Here is a 13405-nt window from a genome sequence, read left to right as displayed (position 1 = left end):
ACTGTCGATACAGGGCCTCGCCCCAGGCCGCAGCGGAACGACTGGCTTGACCCGAAAGTCCTGCCAGGAGCTCAATCCTGAGGATGTTCATGCCTTGATCTGGCCAACTGTTCGCGTCGTCGGGATCTTATTCCACCGACCTCTCTTGCCAGGACCGCGAACAGGAGATGGGCTGTTTCGATGTCACGGCGAAGTCCTAGAATTCGCTGGTCAAGAACATTAAAGCTGTTGTAGAAAATCTTTATAGCGCCCCAAGAAAACGCGTTTTCCGTCACGGCATACGGGGTTTATCGCTAGGAAACCGAAAACAAAAGTGTGACCAGTCCCTTGCTTCGGTGTCTCCCTGGCCTTGAATCCCCGGTCCCGCCGCCCGCCGCTTCCGCCCGAACTTCGAAGTCCATCGGTGGCCCCTTCTCCCTCCTTCCCTGCTTCGTTCTGACAGCGGCCGTCGCCATCGGCCCGGCCCGGGCGGCGACCTGCCCCGATGGAACCGAGGCGGAGTTCTGCCTGCCCCCCGTCACCCCGCTGCCCCCGACGCCTTCGCCGTCCACCCCGACGCCTTCGCCGTCCACCCCGACGCCTTCGCCGTCCACCCCGTCGCCTTCCCCGGCAGCCTCGGTGGCGCCGGCCCCCGCCGCGCCGGTCCTCCCCCTGCTGGTCGATGTCTACCGGCTCGATGCACGGTTGCTTCCCCTGGGGGTCGGCATGGGCTGGCGCAGCTTCAGCCGTGATCTGCTGGAGCCCCTGCCCCAGAAGGTGCGTGAGTCCTCCCCCCTGGCCGCCCCGGAGGCCGGGGGACCTTCCGCATCGGCCTTCCGCTTCAGTATTCAGCCGGGTGGCTACTTCGGTGCGCGGGACGGCTGGCGGTTCCAGGTGTTCGGCAATGGCTTCGGCGGTCCACTCCTGGGTGGTGTCGCCGGCGGCCCCTCATCGGCCGGCGGGGCCCAGACGGGTCTGCGTCTCGACTACGCCCTCGGCGATCTGGTGATCGGCGCCTTCGGTCGCTTCGGATCGCTTCAGGCGGAGGGTGGCGCTGTCCATGATGTCGGAGTCCCCTTCGAAGGCCGCACCGCCAACGGCACCCTGGCGGGTGGCGGAGTGCTGTTGCACCTCTCCAAACCCCGTTGGTTCGTCGGGGCCGCCCTGGGAGGCGATGCTCTGACGACCGACCAACCGTTCGGCATCAGCACCTCCAACGCTATCGGCGCCCGCTACAGCGAGGTCTCGGTCGGTGGCCGTGCTTTCCACGTGGCCACCCATGTCGGTGGCCGGATACGGCTGTCCGACCTTCAGGTCCTCGAGCCCAGTGCCCTGCTCACCCTGACCAGCCTCTCGCTGGGTGGTGCCACTGTCTTCGATGGGTTCACCAACCGCTTCTGGACCGTGCCCGCCTCCAGCAGCACCGTCGGCACCGCCGACATCGGCGTCACCTGGAGGGCCCCCCTTCCACAGGGAAGACATCTGCTCACGCCCTCCCTGCGCCTGAGCTGGCTGGGGGCAGGCTTCCTCGGCCAGGTCCCACCTAATGGGGTCACGGACGGAACCGCCCAGACCACCACGCTGCCCGCGGGCCCCATCAGCCAGAGGGGTGGACTGGGGCTGCAGGCGGGCCTGGCCTACACCCTGATGGACAACACCACCTTCTTCATCCGAGGCGGCGCCGGGTTCTATGGCGCCGGCACCGCCTGGGACGTCGGGGGCGGAGTGCAGCTGCGCTGGGGGGGAGCACCCCGGGTGTCCGCAGGCAGGGCCGGTGGATCAGAGCCATCCGCGGCCGATCTCTGAACGCTCCCAACGGACCTGGTACGGCGGCTGGAAGGCCCTCAGGCCCCTCCCCCCATCAGCCCATAGGACGAGGTCCCTTCCGCCGCGACGCCCTCGACACCGCGGAAATCGTTGGTGTCCTTCAGCAGCCCTGCGACGATGCCGGCATCGAACGAGTAGCGGCCCGGGCCGATCAGCAGCAGGGCCAGGCTGCCGCCCAGATAGAGCACCACCAGCTCCAGCACGTAGATGTTGAAACCACTGGTGAGGATGTGGTGGTACGCGGCCACGGCCATCGTGCCGGTGAGCGCCAGGGCCCCCAGGGGGGACAGCAGACCGAGAATCAGCAGCCAGCTGCCGAAGATTTCCGAATAGCCCGCCACGTGGGCAAGGACCAGGGGGAACGGCAGGTGCAGGGGGACCACATAGTTGGTGGCGAATGCCTGCGGGTCGGCCAGCTTGTCCTGGCCGTGGTGAATCATCATCGTCCCGATCGCCAGACGAAGGATCAGCAGACCGAGGTTGGCCAGGCGCCCCTCCCGCAGGACGTAGGCCTTCAGGGCCTGGCGAACCGTGGCGGCGATGGGGGTGGCGGGGGCCGGATCCGCACGCTCATCCATGGTGCTGGGGACGAGGGCGGCGGCCGTCGGACGGTTGAGGGCCAGCACCCACAGGGCGATGAAGCCGGTGAAGAAGCCCGCGAAGAGCTCGAGCAGGAGTGTGGTGGTCATGGCACCGGGAGATTTATGAAGATTCTGGCGATTCAGGTAAAGGAACGTGAAGCGCCCTCCAGGCCCAGCCCCAGGTCCAGGCTGAGCTGACCCTCGGCCACCGGCGGCTGCCGGCGACGGCGGCCGCCGCTGCTCCGCCTGCCGGAGGGGGGTAGGCCCGAGCGGCGCGAGCCGTGCCGTTCCTGGATCGCATCGGCGGCGGCGGCGAAGCCGGGCTGGCGGCGCAGGCCCCAGAGCCGTTCGCGGGCCTCCCTGGCGGCGGCGGCCACCTCCACGATCGGGGCCGGGTAGTCGTGGCCGATGCGGCAGCCGCTGGCGGCCTGGGTGGCCGGATCCATCCGCCAAGGCTCGTGGCGCCAGATCGCCGGCACCCCGGCCAGTTCCGGCAGCCAGCGCCCCAGAAACTCCCCCTCGGGGTCGTGGTCGCGGCCCTGCTTGATCGGGTTGTAGATCCGGATCGTGTTGATGCCCGTGGTGCCGCTCTGCATCTGGCACTGGCTCCAGTGGATGCCGGGTTCGTAGTCGACGAACTGGCGGGCCAGGTGCAGGCCGCTGTCGCGCCAGTCGATCCAGAGGTGATGGCTGGCGAACGACAGCAGCATCGCCCGCATGCGGAAGTTGATCCAGCCGCTGGCCCGCAGGGCGCGCATGCAGGCATCCACGAACGGCACCCCGGTGCGCCCCTCGCTCCAGGCCGCCAGCCGCCCGGGGTCGGTGACGCGCAGGTGGCGGGTGGCGGGGTGGAGCTCGAGGTTCTCGATCGAGGGCTCGCTCTCCAGTTTCTGGATGAAGTGGCAGTGCCAGTGGAGGCGCGACAGGAAGGCGTCCAGGCCCCGGGGCCAGCCCATGGCGACCTCGGCAGGCACCGTCGCCAGGGCCGCCCGCCGGGCCCGGGTGGCCTGGGTCACCTCCCCCATCGACAGGGTGCCCCAGGCCAGGTGGGGCGAGAGACGCGAGCAGCCCTCGAAGGCCGTCAGGGGACTGGAGAGCCGGCGGTGGTAGCTCCGGCCCCGCTGGTGCAGGAAGCTCTCCAGCAGCTCCAGGCCGGCCCGCCGCCCCCCCCGCTGCCGCGCCGGGCAGGGGTCCGCCGCCAGGCCCAGATCGGCGGCGGTGGGCGGTTCACGGGGGGCGATCCCCTCCAGGGGGGGCAGGGCGACCGGAGCCTCCAGCAGGGGCTCGGCCATGCGTTGCTCCCAGTCCCGGGCCCAGCCGCGGCGATCGCGGCGTCCCCGGGTCACCCCGAAGCTGGCGACTTCCCGCCAGGGGATCCCCCGTTCGCGGGCCCAGGCGGCCACCCGCCGGTCCCGGGCATAGGTCCAGAGGTTGCCGGTCTCCTGGTGGCTCCAGAGCCCAGCGACGCCATGGCGACGGTGGGCGGCCTCCAGCACGGCCACCACCTCACCGACGCGCACCACCAGGGGCTGGCCAAGGCTTGCCAGCCCCTGTTGGAGCTCCTGGAGCGCCTCCCGGCAGAAGCCCCACTGCCGGGCCGAGCTGTCCGGTTGCCGCCACAGCTCCGGCTCGACCACGTAGAGGGGCAGCACCGGTCCGCGCCGGGCCGCCTCCACCAGGGGGCGGTGGTCGGCGAGGCGCAGATCGCGCTTGAACCAGACCACCTGAAGCGCCATCACCGCAGCCCAGGACTCCGCATCAGCGTTTCGGCAGGTCGCTGGGCCGCAGCACCACCACCACCACGCCCACGACCACCATCACGATCAGCACCGCCGCCCCGGCCAGGGGCAGCACCGTTTCCGTCTCCATCCGCCCGCCCGCCGACTGCCTCCCCATCCTGGTGGGGCCACCGGGGCAGCGCGGGCAAAAAAAAGGACGGGTCAGCCAGACCCGCCCCGAAGAACGTCTTAAGAAATGTAAAGGTTTTGCCATGTCGGTCGCGAGCGGGCCGCCAGCCGCTTCCTCCGGGCCTTTCCGTCGCGGTCCGCGGTTGCCCGGAAGCCGCGCCACAATCTTCATGTTCCGTTACATCAGCCATGACGGTCGGCGAGCTTTACCTCGAATCCCTGTCCACTGGCGTCATCACCCCCGCCGAACTGTCCTGGCTCACCCATGGCCAGGACCGATTCTCCCGGCTGGAGGAGGCCACGGCCCTGCGGCTGGGTCGCCTGCTTGACCAGGGGGACATCCAGCTCGGCTGTCGCCTGGCCCCCACGGCCGACCCCTCCGAAGCCATCGCCTCGCCGGCCCCGGCCGCCGGGGTGCTGGAGGAGTGGATCGAGCCCCTGGGTCGCCGACGGCATCGTTGACGACAGTCACAACGCTTCACGATCGTTTACACTCCCTTCAAGTTTCGCAACGAACCCACCCATGTCTGACTCCACCACCCGCTTCGGCTTCGTCGCCTTCGCTGAAACCTGGAACGGCCGCCTGGCCATGCTCGGTTTCGTGATCGGCCTCGGCACCGAAATCCTCACCGGCCAGGGCATCCTTGCCCAGATCGGCCTCGGCTGAGTCCGGCTCCTGCCTTCGTCCACATCGGCCCGGGTGGTTCTGCCATCCGGGCTTTGATGTCTGCGGCGTTCCCCCCGCTTCCCCATGGCGCACGCTCTCGTCTTCGTACTGGCTCCCGAGGGAGACCTTCCCGGTGACGGCGCCGCCTGGGAGGACCTCCTGGCGGCCCAGCGTCTCGGCATCCGCAGCGGCATTGCCCTGCGCATGTTCCGGGTGCCCGCCGAGACGTCCGTCAACCTGGACGACCTGGTGAGCGCCGGCCAGGCCAACGTCAGTGGCGCCGACCCCTTCGTGCCCCTGCGCCCCTCCCCCTGCCCCGAGGACCCGTCGGTCCCGCCCGCAGATCCGGCTCCGGCGCGGCGGCTGATCTGCGATGCGGTGGTGCCCCATCTCGAGCCCCGCGCCCTCTGGCTGGGCGCCTATGAGCTCAGCGGCCCGGAGCGGCCGCCGAGCGGAGGCCATCCGGCCGAGGCCTTGGCGATCGCCTTGGTCCGCTGTCTCGATCAGTTTTCCCTGAAGGAAGCGGACAACGAGACCTGCTGGTTCTACCCCACGGAGAACGGCGACTATCTCTGCTGGGAAAACCAGCGCGCCCTCGAGCTCCCCCCCGGCTACCCCGCCGATGCCTGCCTGCAGGAGGGGCCGGTCCCCTATCAGCGCAGCGACCTGCAGCTGCTCTGGTCCCTGATGGCCGACGACCAGGCTCTGACCTGTGTCGGACTCACCTATCAGAAGCGCCGCATCGAATGGCCGGTGGCCGCCAGTGATCCGGAACCCTTCGCCACCTGGACCGCGTTCCAGGTGGATGCCATGGCCGATGACACCTACCGGGAGATGGCGAACATCACCGTCTTCCCGGCCTGAGCGGCGGCCTCAGCCGGCCTGTTCGTAGAGCTTCTCCAGCCGCTCGCGGCTGAGGTCGACGTAGAGCACCTCCTCTCCCTGGGCGGGTGCTTCCGGGTGCCGCTGCCGTGGTGAGGGGGTGGAGGCGGCGCTGCGCAGGTTCTGGGTCATCAGGGCGAAGGCCCCGCCGGCGATCACTGCGAAGCTCACCATGTAAACGATGGGAAACAGGGCATCCAGCATGGGTCGCTCGCTTTTTCCCACCATAATGTAACGATCTGTTAACCGTGGCTGCCGCGGAGGCGCCGCAAGCCCATGTCCTCAGCGGAAGGACTCCCCTCCGCGCACCGGTTCAGGGGTTCAGCCACTCCTCCTGCCAGCCGTTGTCGGCGCGCCAGCGGCGGCGCCGGTGCGGGTGACCGCTCAGCTCCAGCAGCTCCACCCGCTGCAGCCGTACCCGCAGCAGCTCGAAGTGCTCCGGCCGCGTGGCCTCCTCCCCCAGTTCCCGGGGGAACGGCCCCTCGCTCTGGAGGGGTTCCCCCGGCGCCGGCCAGCCCCACAGGGCCCGGCCCCGGGGGGTGAGGGCCTGCCAGTGGAAGGTCAGGGCCCGTTGCTCCTCGTCGCCAGCGAGCGGCAGCCGGTGGCCCCTGAGCCGGAACTGGCTGCGCGCCCTGGGCAGCAGCCAGCAGAGCTCCAGGGGGGCTGTCCCGGTGAGTTCACCGCTCTTGGCGCTGCGGCGGTCGGTGAGCAGGTCGAGGCAGGCGGCCCCGGCCCAGCAGCGGAACACCAGGGTGCGCACCCGCGGGGTGCCGTCCGCCGCCACGGACGCCAGCTGCAACCAGCGGGCCTGGGGGGAGCGGCCCTGCCGCTCCAGGGCGCCGCGCACCAGGGCCCGCCAGGGGGGCAGCGGTTCCCCAGGGGTCGGCGACGGGAGGGATTCCGGCATCGGCAGGATCTAAGGGGTCGGTTTTTCGGCCACCACGGCGAAGAAGGGATCCCCCTGCCCCCCCAGCCAGCCCATGGGTCCCTCGGCCCGGGTCGGCTCGGCGATCAGCTGCGGCGCCGGCCAGCCCTGGGCCTGCAGCACCCGGCTCACATAGGCCAGATGGTCCCGATCGCTGCCGTCGGTCCAGACCTGGGGAGCCTTCTGGAAGAACATCCGGTTCGAGAAGGCCACGATCACCTGGCCGCCGGGGCGGACCACCCGCAGCAGTTCGGCCGCCACCGGCTCGGGGCGCTGCAGGTACTGCCAGCCCGCCACCATCAGCACCGCATCCACGCTGGCGTCCGCCAGGGGCAGGCGCTGGTCCTGGTTGAGGTTCTGCAGCCAGTGGCGGTCGAGGCGGGGATTGGCGGCCAGTTCGGCCGCGTTGAGGCCATGGCCGATCACCTCTTCATAGGTGATGTCCTCCGGCAGGTGACTCACCCAGCTGCTCATCAGATCCAGCACCACCGCGCAGGGGGGGATCCGCTCCCGGTAGAGCGCCGTCAGCCGGCGGCGGAAGGCAGCGTCGAGGTGCTGCACGAAGCGGGGTTCGGCATAGAACAGGGTGTCATCGGAGCTGTCCAGCTTGCGCCGCTCCGCCTCGTTCAGCACCAACACCGCCATGGTTCCCGGGAGCCCGTTCTGCCGCCATGGTGGCGAGCCACGGCACCGGAGTGAGAGCGCCGGCCAGACTCCGTCGGTGATGGGGGGTCCCCTGCCCCCACGATCCGCCGTGCCCGTGGCGGTTGCTCCTGCCATGACCTCCGCCGTCCCGTCGTCCTTCCTGGTGCTGGCCGCCGATGACCCCGGGCGGCTGGCCGCCTTCTACGGCGCCCTGCTGGAGACGGAGCCCCTGCGGGGATTCAGCTCCAGCCACTGGCGTCTGCTGGGGCCGGGGGATGGCCGGCTGGAGATCTACGCCCCCTCCCGGCGGCGTCCCCGCCCCCGCGGAGAGGGCCGGCTGGCCCTCTGTTTCTCCCGCCCGGCGGCTGAGGCTCCCCCCCTGCAGGTGCTCCACGACTGGATCGCCGTGGTGCTGGCCCTGGGGGCGGTGCCGGTGGAGCCGCCGCGTCAGGAACCCTTCGGGGCCGAGGCCTGGCTGGCCGATCCGGAGGGCAACCGCCTGCTGCTGCTGGTCAGCGGCGGCTGAGCTGGAGCTGGCTGGCGTAGGGCCCACGGCCGTCGAGGCAGGCGGTGCCGCAGTGGGCGCCGAGGCTGATCGCCTGCCGCAGGTCCCAGCCGGCGGCCAGGGCCGTGGTGACCCCGGCGGCGAAGCTGTCGCCGGCGCCGTAGGCATCCCGCACCGGCCCCGGGCGATCCACGGCGGCATAGCGGCCGCCGGGAACCAGCATCCCGCCCCGCTCGGCCTCGGTGCCGATGTAGAGCGAGGGGGCCGGCTCCAGATCCCCCGGCCGGTAGGCCTCGCCGGGGTCGGTGGCACTGCCGATCAGGGCGTCGAGGGTCACACCCGCCTCCTGCAGGGTCGGCAGCCGGACCCTCGGGGTGGCGGCCAGCACCCGGGCCCGCCGCGCCAGCTTCAGGCCGACGGCATCGGTGGCGGTGACGAACACCCCGTCGGTCTGAGCCAGCCGCTGCCACGGCAGCCCATCGGCGGCGGTGGGCATCAGCCGCTCGCCGATCACCGTGATCGTGCGCTCGCCGCCGGCGTCGATGAAGGTGATCCCCCGCCGTGTCGCGCCCTCCCGCCAGGCGATGTGCAGCTCCAGCCCCAGGGCCTCGAGCTCCTCGGCCGCCCGGCGCCCGAGGGCGTCGTCACCCAGGGCGGTGAAGAAGGGAACCTGCTCTCCCGTGAGACGGGCCATCTGCACGGCCACGACGGCACCGCCACCGGCGGGACGTTCACAGAAATCCTCGGCATGGAGGATCTCGCCGGCCGCCGGCAGATGGTCCACGCCGATGAAGCTCACCATCTCCACATGGCCCACCACCGCCAGGGCCAGCGGGGGCAGGGCCGGCAGCGCCGCCAGGGGCAGGGGGACGAGGGGCCCCATTCAGCTGGAGGCGGAGGTGTAGAAGCGCAGGGCGAACTGCCAGAAGCGCCGGCTCACCAGCACCGAAGCGATGGCCACCGCGCCGCCGGCCAGCAGCCAGGGACCGGAGGCCCGCCCCAGGATCGCCTCGGCCGGCACCGTGGTGAGGAAGGCCACCGGCACGATGAAGGTGAAGAAGGCCCGCAGGCCCGCCGGGAAGGCGCTCACCGGAAAGCGGCCCGCCACCAGCACGCTGCGCAGCACCTCGGTGGCATTCCAGATCTTCACGAACCAGATGCTGCTGGCCGCCAGCACGAACCAGAGGCTGTACAGGATCATCAGGCTGGCCACCAGCATCAGGGCCGCGCCCAGCAGGGTGAGGGGAGCCGGGGTGGCGCCGGCCTTCCAGGCGGCGTAGCCGATCAGGGCAGCCCCCAGGGCGATGCCGGGCAGCCCCCAGGGGGAGAAGGTGCGGGCAGAGAGCCAGAACTGGCTGTCGATCGGCTTGAGCAGGACGAAATCCAGGCTGCCGGTGCGGACGTGGGCCACGATCGTGCTGAGATTCGGCTGCAGCAGGGTGCTGGTGATCCCCTCCAGCAGGGTGTAGACCCCCAGCACCACCAGGGCCCCCTCCCAGCTCCAGCCCCCCAGGGACTGGCCGCGCCCGTAGAACAGCGACAGCACGAAGATGCTGCCCACCAGATTGCCGGCCGTGGCCACAAGCTCGATCAGGAAATTGGCCTGGTACTCCAGTTCGGCCGTCAGCGAGGCGATCCAGAACACCCGCAGGGTGGTGAGATAGCGGCCCATCACGCCCCCATGGCCGAATAGTGGCGCAGGCCCCGCCGCCACAGCAGCAGGTTGATCGGCAGCAGCAGGGCGGCCCAGGCGGCCATGGCCGCAAAGCTCTGGAGCACCGGCACGGGCTCACCGGCCAGGATCCTCGCAGGCACATCCACCATGTAGGGAAAGGGCGTCCAGAAGGCGAAGGTCCGCACACCCTCGGGATAGAGGGCCAGGGGCGCCACCAGGCCGGACAGATACAGGTAGGGCAGATAGAGGAGGCGCTCCAGGGCGCTGGCCTTCTCACTCCAGAAGCACACCATCGTCAGCGTGAACTGCATCAGGAAGCGCAGGGCGAAGGCCGCCAGGGTGGCCAGCAACGTCAGCAGCAGCGAGGGCAGCGAGGGCCACCAGAAGGCGGCGGGATAGAGGAGGAAGAACAGCCCCACCAGCAGCGCCACGAAGGGGAGTCGGGTGGCCTGCTCCGAGAGGTGGGCGGCCACGTAGCGCCACACCGGGGGCAGGGGCTGGAGCAGATAAGGGGACAGGCGGCCGTTGAGGTTGTCCTCCTCGAAGGTGTACATCACCCAGACGATCGTGAACTGACGCACCACGAACGCCGACAGGAAGTAGCGGGCCAGCTGCAGGGAGCTCATCCCCAGCCCGCCGCCGGCATCGACGGCGCTCCACAGGCCCAGCATGATGAAGGGCAGCACCCCCGAGAGCGCCCACAGCACGATCTCGGCCCGGTACTCGAGCATGTAGGCGTACTGGCTGGAGAGCAGCACGGCGGCAAGGCGGCGGGCGTGGGCCAGCCGCAGGCCCAGGGGGCGGCGCGGGCCAGGAACCTCCCTCATGCCAGGGCCCCCTGGTGGAACAGTCGGCCGATGATGTCCTCGATCGGTGGGTCGGACACCGACAGGTCGACCACGGCCAGATCGGCCAGCAGCCGTCCCACCTGCTCGGTGAGCCGCTCCCGCGGGATCAGCAGCCGCACCTCCCGGCCCTCGATGGCCTCCACCTCTCCGTAGCTGGCGAAGGCCTCGGCCCCCATGGGCGCATGCAGCTCCAGCCGCACCTCCCGGCAGGGCGCCAGCCGCTGGGTGAGGGTCTCGAGACTGCCGTCGTAGAAGAGGCGACCCTCGTGGATCAGCAGCACCCTGGGGCACAGGGCGGTGATGTCGGCCATGTAATGGCTGGTGAGCAGCACGGTGGCGCCGAAGCGGCGGTTGTAGTCGGCCAGAAAGGAGCGCACCCGGGCCTGGGCGTTCACATCCAGCCCCAGGGTGGGTTCGTCCAGGAACAGCACCGAAGGGCGGTGCAGCAGGGCCGCCAGCAGTTCCGCCTTCATCCGCTGGCCGAGGGAGAGCTTGCGCACCGGCCGGCGCAGTTCGTCCCCCAGTTCGAGCATCTCCGCCAGCTCGGTGATGCGGCGGCGGCTTTCCGCCGGCGGAATGCCGTAGACGGCGGCATTGACCCGCAGGGAATCGAGGGGGGGCAGATCCCAGATCAGCTGCTGCTTCTGGCCCATCACCAGGGTAATCTGACCCAGAAACGCCGCCTCGCGGCGGTGGGGCTGGCAGCCGGCCACCTCCACCGTGCCGGCGGTGGGGTGGATCAGCCCCGTGAGCATCTTGAGGGTGGTGGTCTTGCCGGCGCCGTTGGCCCCCAGGAAGCCGACGAACTCGCCCGGCTCGATGGCGAAACTGACGTCCTGCACGGCCGCGATCAGGCGCTCGCGGCGATTCAGGAAGTGACGCAGGGTGCCGGCCAGTCCGGGTTGCTTGTCGGCCACCCGGTAGGTCTTGCCGAGGCCCTGCGCGCGGACGATGGCCAGGCGGTCGGGGGCCATGCGGAGGGGGCGGGCAGGGCTCACCCTATCGAGGGCCCCGCCTCCTCCGGAGGATGGCGTCAGGCGGCCTCCGGGCACCAGCCGGAGCTCCGCTGCCGCGGCTCGAGCCAGCTTGGACAGCGCTGGGTGAGATGGTCGCCGTGGCAGATCAGGGCCTGATGCCACTGGCAGCTCAGCAGGGGGACGTCGTCGGCGCCGGCGTGGTGACGGAACCACTGGCAGGTGAGGCAGACCTGCCGGCTGCGGCTGGGGAGCAGGTGCTCGGGCCCCAGATAGGGCCAGGCGTCGCGGTGAGGAGCAGGCTGCGGTGCGGGATCTGGAGCGGGGGCTGGGCAGGAGGCCATGGCCGCGGGAAAAGTACATCCGTACTAGCAGGAATCGGTCCTGGCGGCCAGCGCCGGCGCGGGGGTGCGATTGTGCAGGGGCTGCGGCGCTGGGCGCCGCCGTGGCGCCGCAGTTCTCCCGCGCCGGCGCCGCCGTTCCGCTGCTGTTTCCTCCCCGGCGACGTCGCCACGGCCAGCGCACCGATCCGGGCCACCGATCCCGGCGGGGAGTGCCGCCACGGAACCCCGCCCGGGGGGCGACAATCGACCGCTGGGGCCGCCCCGTTCGCCACGCCTCCTCCATGCTGATCCGGCTCGGTTGCGAACTGACCCTCTCCTGCTGGGCGCCGACGCCGGTGCTGGCCCTGGTCCATCCCCATGGCAGCCGCCTGGACGACCGCCGCGGTCCCGAGCGGCTGCGGCTGAGCCCCGACCGGATCGCCGAGGTGCTCACCGATGCCGACGGCAACCGGGCCTGCCGCTTCGTGGCCTCCACCGGCAGCACCACCCTGGGATTCGAAGTGGTGGTGGCCGACCCCGGCCTGCCCGATCCGGTGGCGCCGGAGGTGGGGGAGTGCCCGGTGGGGGCCCTGCCGATCGTGACCTACCCCTACCTCAACCCCAGCCGTTACTGCGACACCGATCGCCTCGCCCAGGTCGCCTGGGGGCGCTTCGGTGGGGTCCGGCCCGGCTGGTCGCGGGTGCAGGCCATCTGCGACTGGGTGCACGAGCAGCTCCGCTTCGACTACGGCGCCGCCCGCAGCGACAAGACCGCCCACGACGCCCTGCGGGAGGGGCGCGGCGTCTGCCGCGATTTCGCCCATCTGGCCATCAGCCTCTGCCGCTGCCTCAACATTCCCGCCCGCTACTGCACCGGCTACCTGGGTTACACGGGCACCGCGCCCCTGCCCGAACCGGTGGACTACTCGGCCTGGTTCGAGGCGTTCCTCGAGGATCGCTGGCATGTCTTCGACCCCCGCCACAACCGGCCCCGCATCGGGCGGGTGCTGATCGCCCGGGGTCGGGATGCGGCGGATGTGCCCTTCCTGCGCTCCTTCGGCGACCACCAGCTCACGGGCTTCCGCGTCATCACCGAGGAGCTGGCCGATCCCGGGCCGCCCCGCCCCTGACCGCGGCGGCGCCGATCCGGCGGGGTCCGGTCGGCGGCCAAGTGTGGAGAATTCATGCGCTGGGCCAGCCTGGTGGGCTTCGGGGGCAGAATCCCCTGAGCTCAGGCGCCATCGAGCCCGTCGAACGGTTCCTGATCGCAACCCCTGACAACAGCCGGCCGGGGTCGCCTTCTGCCCCCGCAGCCCCTGGGGCCCGTCGATGGGGTCAGGGTTGGTGTCCCTGTTCAGCCTGACCACTTCAGCCTTGGGGTTGGCTCCCTGACTCCCGCGGATGAACCAATGGGTTTACGGATCGATGAAGCCACGTTTCTGGAGCGAGCCCGGTCCCGATTCGGCGGGAAATATGATTATTCACAGATCAACTACAAGAGCTACCGCAGCCCCGTCAAGATTCGTTGCCTGGAGCATCCTGTCCGGGAGATTGTGATCACACCGGAACGCCATCTCCAGACCACAGGCGGTTGCAAGTACTGCCTCAGAAACTATCGGAACCAGACCCTCGAGCGGGTCCTGAGGTTGGACTGCGAGCCCACCGAG

At 70.5% G+C, this 13405-nt stretch carries 17 protein-coding genes; 6 read left to right on the top strand and 11 right to left on the bottom strand.

Annotated features, from left to right (window positions below; translation table 11 throughout):
- Positions 1–618: 618 nt before the first annotated feature.
- On the top strand, positions 619–1785 hold the full coding sequence (locus L107_RS03055; RefSeq protein ID WP_159816392.1) for a hypothetical protein: 1167 nt from the start codon (positions 619–621) through the stop codon (positions 1783–1785).
- A 38-nt stretch (positions 1786–1823) separates the two neighbouring features.
- Here L107_RS03055 and L107_RS03050 read toward each other — a convergent pair whose 3' ends face one another.
- The 3 genes from L107_RS03050 to L107_RS03040 are packed head-to-tail and all read right to left on the bottom strand — an operon-like array spanning position 1824 to position 4283.
- Complete coding sequence (locus L107_RS03050) at positions 1824–2495, bottom strand: DoxX family protein (RefSeq protein ID WP_236550475.1); 672 nt, start codon at positions 2493–2495, stop codon at positions 1824–1826.
- 32 nt (positions 2496–2527) lie between these two features.
- Positions 2528–4123: an FAD-binding domain-containing protein gene (locus L107_RS03045; protein WP_159816391.1), complete on the bottom strand. Its 1596-nt coding sequence runs from the start codon at positions 4121–4123 to the stop codon at positions 2528–2530.
- A gap of 22 nt (positions 4124–4145) precedes the next feature.
- Positions 4146–4283 (bottom strand): hypothetical protein, encoded by a 138-nt coding sequence (locus tag L107_RS03040; protein ID WP_015108499.1) that lies wholly within the window; start codon positions 4281–4283, stop codon positions 4146–4148.
- Positions 4284–4483: 200 nt separating this feature from the next.
- On the opposite strand from L107_RS03040, the gene L107_RS03035 reads away from it, so the two are divergent.
- From L107_RS03035 to L107_RS03025, 3 genes are all read left to right on the top strand, one after another.
- Positions 4484–4756, top strand: coding sequence for a hypothetical protein (locus tag L107_RS03035; RefSeq protein ID WP_159816390.1), 273 nt, complete (start codon positions 4484–4486; stop codon positions 4754–4756).
- A gap of 61 nt (positions 4757–4817) precedes the next feature.
- Entirely contained in the window at positions 4818–4961 is a 144-nt protein-coding gene (locus tag L107_RS03030; RefSeq protein ID WP_015108497.1) for a chlorophyll a/b-binding protein, read from the top strand.
- An 84-nt stretch (positions 4962–5045) separates the two neighbouring features.
- Positions 5046–5825: a hypothetical protein gene (locus L107_RS03025; protein WP_159816389.1), complete on the top strand. Its 780-nt coding sequence runs from the start codon at positions 5046–5048 to the stop codon at positions 5823–5825.
- A gap of 9 nt (positions 5826–5834) precedes the next feature.
- On the opposite strand, the gene L107_RS03020 is transcribed toward L107_RS03025, so the two are convergent.
- From L107_RS03020 to L107_RS03010, 3 genes are all read right to left on the bottom strand, one after another.
- Positions 5835–6017: a hypothetical protein gene (locus L107_RS03020; protein ID WP_236550474.1), complete on the bottom strand. Its 183-nt coding sequence runs from the start codon at positions 6015–6017 to the stop codon at positions 5835–5837.
- A gap of 139 nt (positions 6018–6156) precedes the next feature.
- A complete protein-coding gene (locus L107_RS03015; protein WP_159816388.1) occupies positions 6157–6750 on the bottom strand; it encodes a pyridoxamine 5'-phosphate oxidase in 594 nt (197 codons plus the stop codon).
- 9 nt (positions 6751–6759) lie between these two features.
- Positions 6760–7413, bottom strand: coding sequence for a methyltransferase domain-containing protein (locus L107_RS03010; protein WP_159816387.1), 654 nt, complete (start codon positions 7411–7413; stop codon positions 6760–6762).
- Between the two features lie 133 nt (positions 7414–7546).
- On the opposite strand from L107_RS03010, the gene L107_RS03005 reads away from it, so the two are divergent.
- Positions 7547–7939 (top strand): VOC family protein, encoded by a 393-nt coding sequence (locus tag L107_RS03005; RefSeq protein ID WP_159816386.1) that lies wholly within the window; start codon positions 7547–7549, stop codon positions 7937–7939.
- Here the strand turns inward: L107_RS03005 and L107_RS03000 are convergent.
- The 5 genes from L107_RS03000 to L107_RS02980 are packed head-to-tail and all read right to left on the bottom strand — an operon-like array spanning position 7926 to position 11759.
- Positions 7926–8801: a PfkB family carbohydrate kinase gene (locus L107_RS03000; protein ID WP_159816385.1), complete on the bottom strand. Its 876-nt coding sequence runs from the start codon at positions 8799–8801 to the stop codon at positions 7926–7928. The genes L107_RS03005 and L107_RS03000 overlap by 14 nt on opposite strands.
- The gene (locus L107_RS02995) at positions 8802–9590 is read right to left on the bottom strand and encodes an ABC transporter permease (protein WP_159816384.1); all 789 of its coding nucleotides are present in this window, start codon (positions 9588–9590) and stop codon (positions 8802–8804) included. It abuts the gene before it with no gap.
- The gene (locus tag L107_RS02990) at positions 9590–10420 is read right to left on the bottom strand and encodes an ABC-2 family transporter protein (protein ID WP_159816383.1); all 831 of its coding nucleotides are present in this window, start codon (positions 10418–10420) and stop codon (positions 9590–9592) included. The genes L107_RS02995 and L107_RS02990 overlap by 1 nt, the downstream gene beginning before the upstream one ends.
- Entirely contained in the window at positions 10417–11415 is a 999-nt protein-coding gene (locus L107_RS02985) for an ATP-binding cassette domain-containing protein (protein WP_236550473.1), read from the bottom strand. Before L107_RS02985 ends, L107_RS02990 begins: the two co-directional genes overlap by 4 nt.
- A gap of 59 nt (positions 11416–11474) precedes the next feature.
- Complete coding sequence (locus L107_RS02980) at positions 11475–11759, bottom strand: galactose oxidase (RefSeq protein WP_159816382.1); 285 nt, start codon at positions 11757–11759, stop codon at positions 11475–11477.
- A gap of 101 nt (positions 11760–11860) precedes the next feature.
- Here L107_RS02980 and L107_RS02975 point away from each other — a divergent pair, with 101 nt between their 5' ends.
- Positions 11861–12868, top strand: a complete 1008-nt coding sequence (locus L107_RS02975) for a transglutaminase family protein (protein ID WP_236550472.1) — start codon at positions 11861–11863, stop codon at positions 12866–12868.
- Positions 12869–13405: the final 537 nt, after the last annotated feature.

It is taken from the genome of Cyanobium sp. Copco_Reservoir_LC18, assembly GCF_009834675.1.
Taxonomy (GTDB): domain Bacteria; phylum Cyanobacteriota; class Cyanobacteriia; order PCC-6307; family Cyanobiaceae; genus Cyanobium; species Cyanobium minutissimum.
Note: the sequence above shows the minus strand (reverse complement) of the source record. Positions and strands in the feature narration are given on the sequence as shown.

What these genes read in the sequence shown, in the direction of transcription:
- L107_RS03035 (WP_159816390.1), top strand. Translation starts at nt 4,484, where the DNA reads ATGACGGTCGGCGAGCTTTACCTCGAATCCCTGTCCACTGGCGTCATC.
- L107_RS03010 (WP_159816387.1), bottom strand. Translation starts at nt 7,413, where the DNA reads ATGGCGGTGTTGGTGCTGAACGAGGCGGAGCGGCGCAAGCTGGACAGC.
- L107_RS03045 (WP_159816391.1), bottom strand. Translation starts at nt 4,123, where the DNA reads ATGGCGCTTCAGGTGGTCTGGTTCAAGCGCGATCTGCGCCTCGCCGAC.
- L107_RS03000 (WP_159816385.1), bottom strand. Translation starts at nt 8,801, where the DNA reads ATGGGGCCCCTCGTCCCCCTGCCCCTGGCGGCGCTGCCGGCCCTGCCC.
- L107_RS03015 (WP_159816388.1), bottom strand. Translation starts at nt 6,750, where the DNA reads ATGCCGGAATCCCTCCCGTCGCCGACCCCTGGGGAACCGCTGCCCCCC.
- L107_RS02980 (WP_159816382.1), bottom strand. Translation starts at nt 11,759, where the DNA reads ATGGCCTCCTGCCCAGCCCCCGCTCCAGATCCCGCACCGCAGCCTGCT.
- L107_RS03020 (WP_236550474.1), bottom strand. Translation starts at nt 6,017, where the DNA reads ATGGTGAGCTTCGCAGTGATCGCCGGCGGGGCCTTCGCCCTGATGACC.
- L107_RS02995 (WP_159816384.1), bottom strand. Translation starts at nt 9,590, where the DNA reads ATGGGCCGCTATCTCACCACCCTGCGGGTGTTCTGGATCGCCTCGCTG.
- L107_RS03050 (WP_236550475.1), bottom strand. Translation starts at nt 2,495, where the DNA reads ATGACCACCACACTCCTGCTCGAGCTCTTCGCGGGCTTCTTCACCGGC.
- L107_RS03025 (WP_159816389.1), top strand. Translation starts at nt 5,046, where the DNA reads ATGGCGCACGCTCTCGTCTTCGTACTGGCTCCCGAGGGAGACCTTCCC.
- L107_RS02990 (WP_159816383.1), bottom strand. Translation starts at nt 10,420, where the DNA reads ATGAGGGAGGTTCCTGGCCCGCGCCGCCCCCTGGGCCTGCGGCTGGCC.
- L107_RS03040 (WP_015108499.1), bottom strand. Translation starts at nt 4,283, where the DNA reads ATGGGGAGGCAGTCGGCGGGCGGGCGGATGGAGACGGAAACGGTGCTG.
- L107_RS03030 (WP_015108497.1), top strand. Translation starts at nt 4,818, where the DNA reads ATGTCTGACTCCACCACCCGCTTCGGCTTCGTCGCCTTCGCTGAAACC.
- L107_RS03005 (WP_159816386.1), top strand. Translation starts at nt 7,547, where the DNA reads ATGACCTCCGCCGTCCCGTCGTCCTTCCTGGTGCTGGCCGCCGATGAC.
- L107_RS02985 (WP_236550473.1), bottom strand. Translation starts at nt 11,415, where the DNA reads ATGGCCCCCGACCGCCTGGCCATCGTCCGCGCGCAGGGCCTCGGCAAG.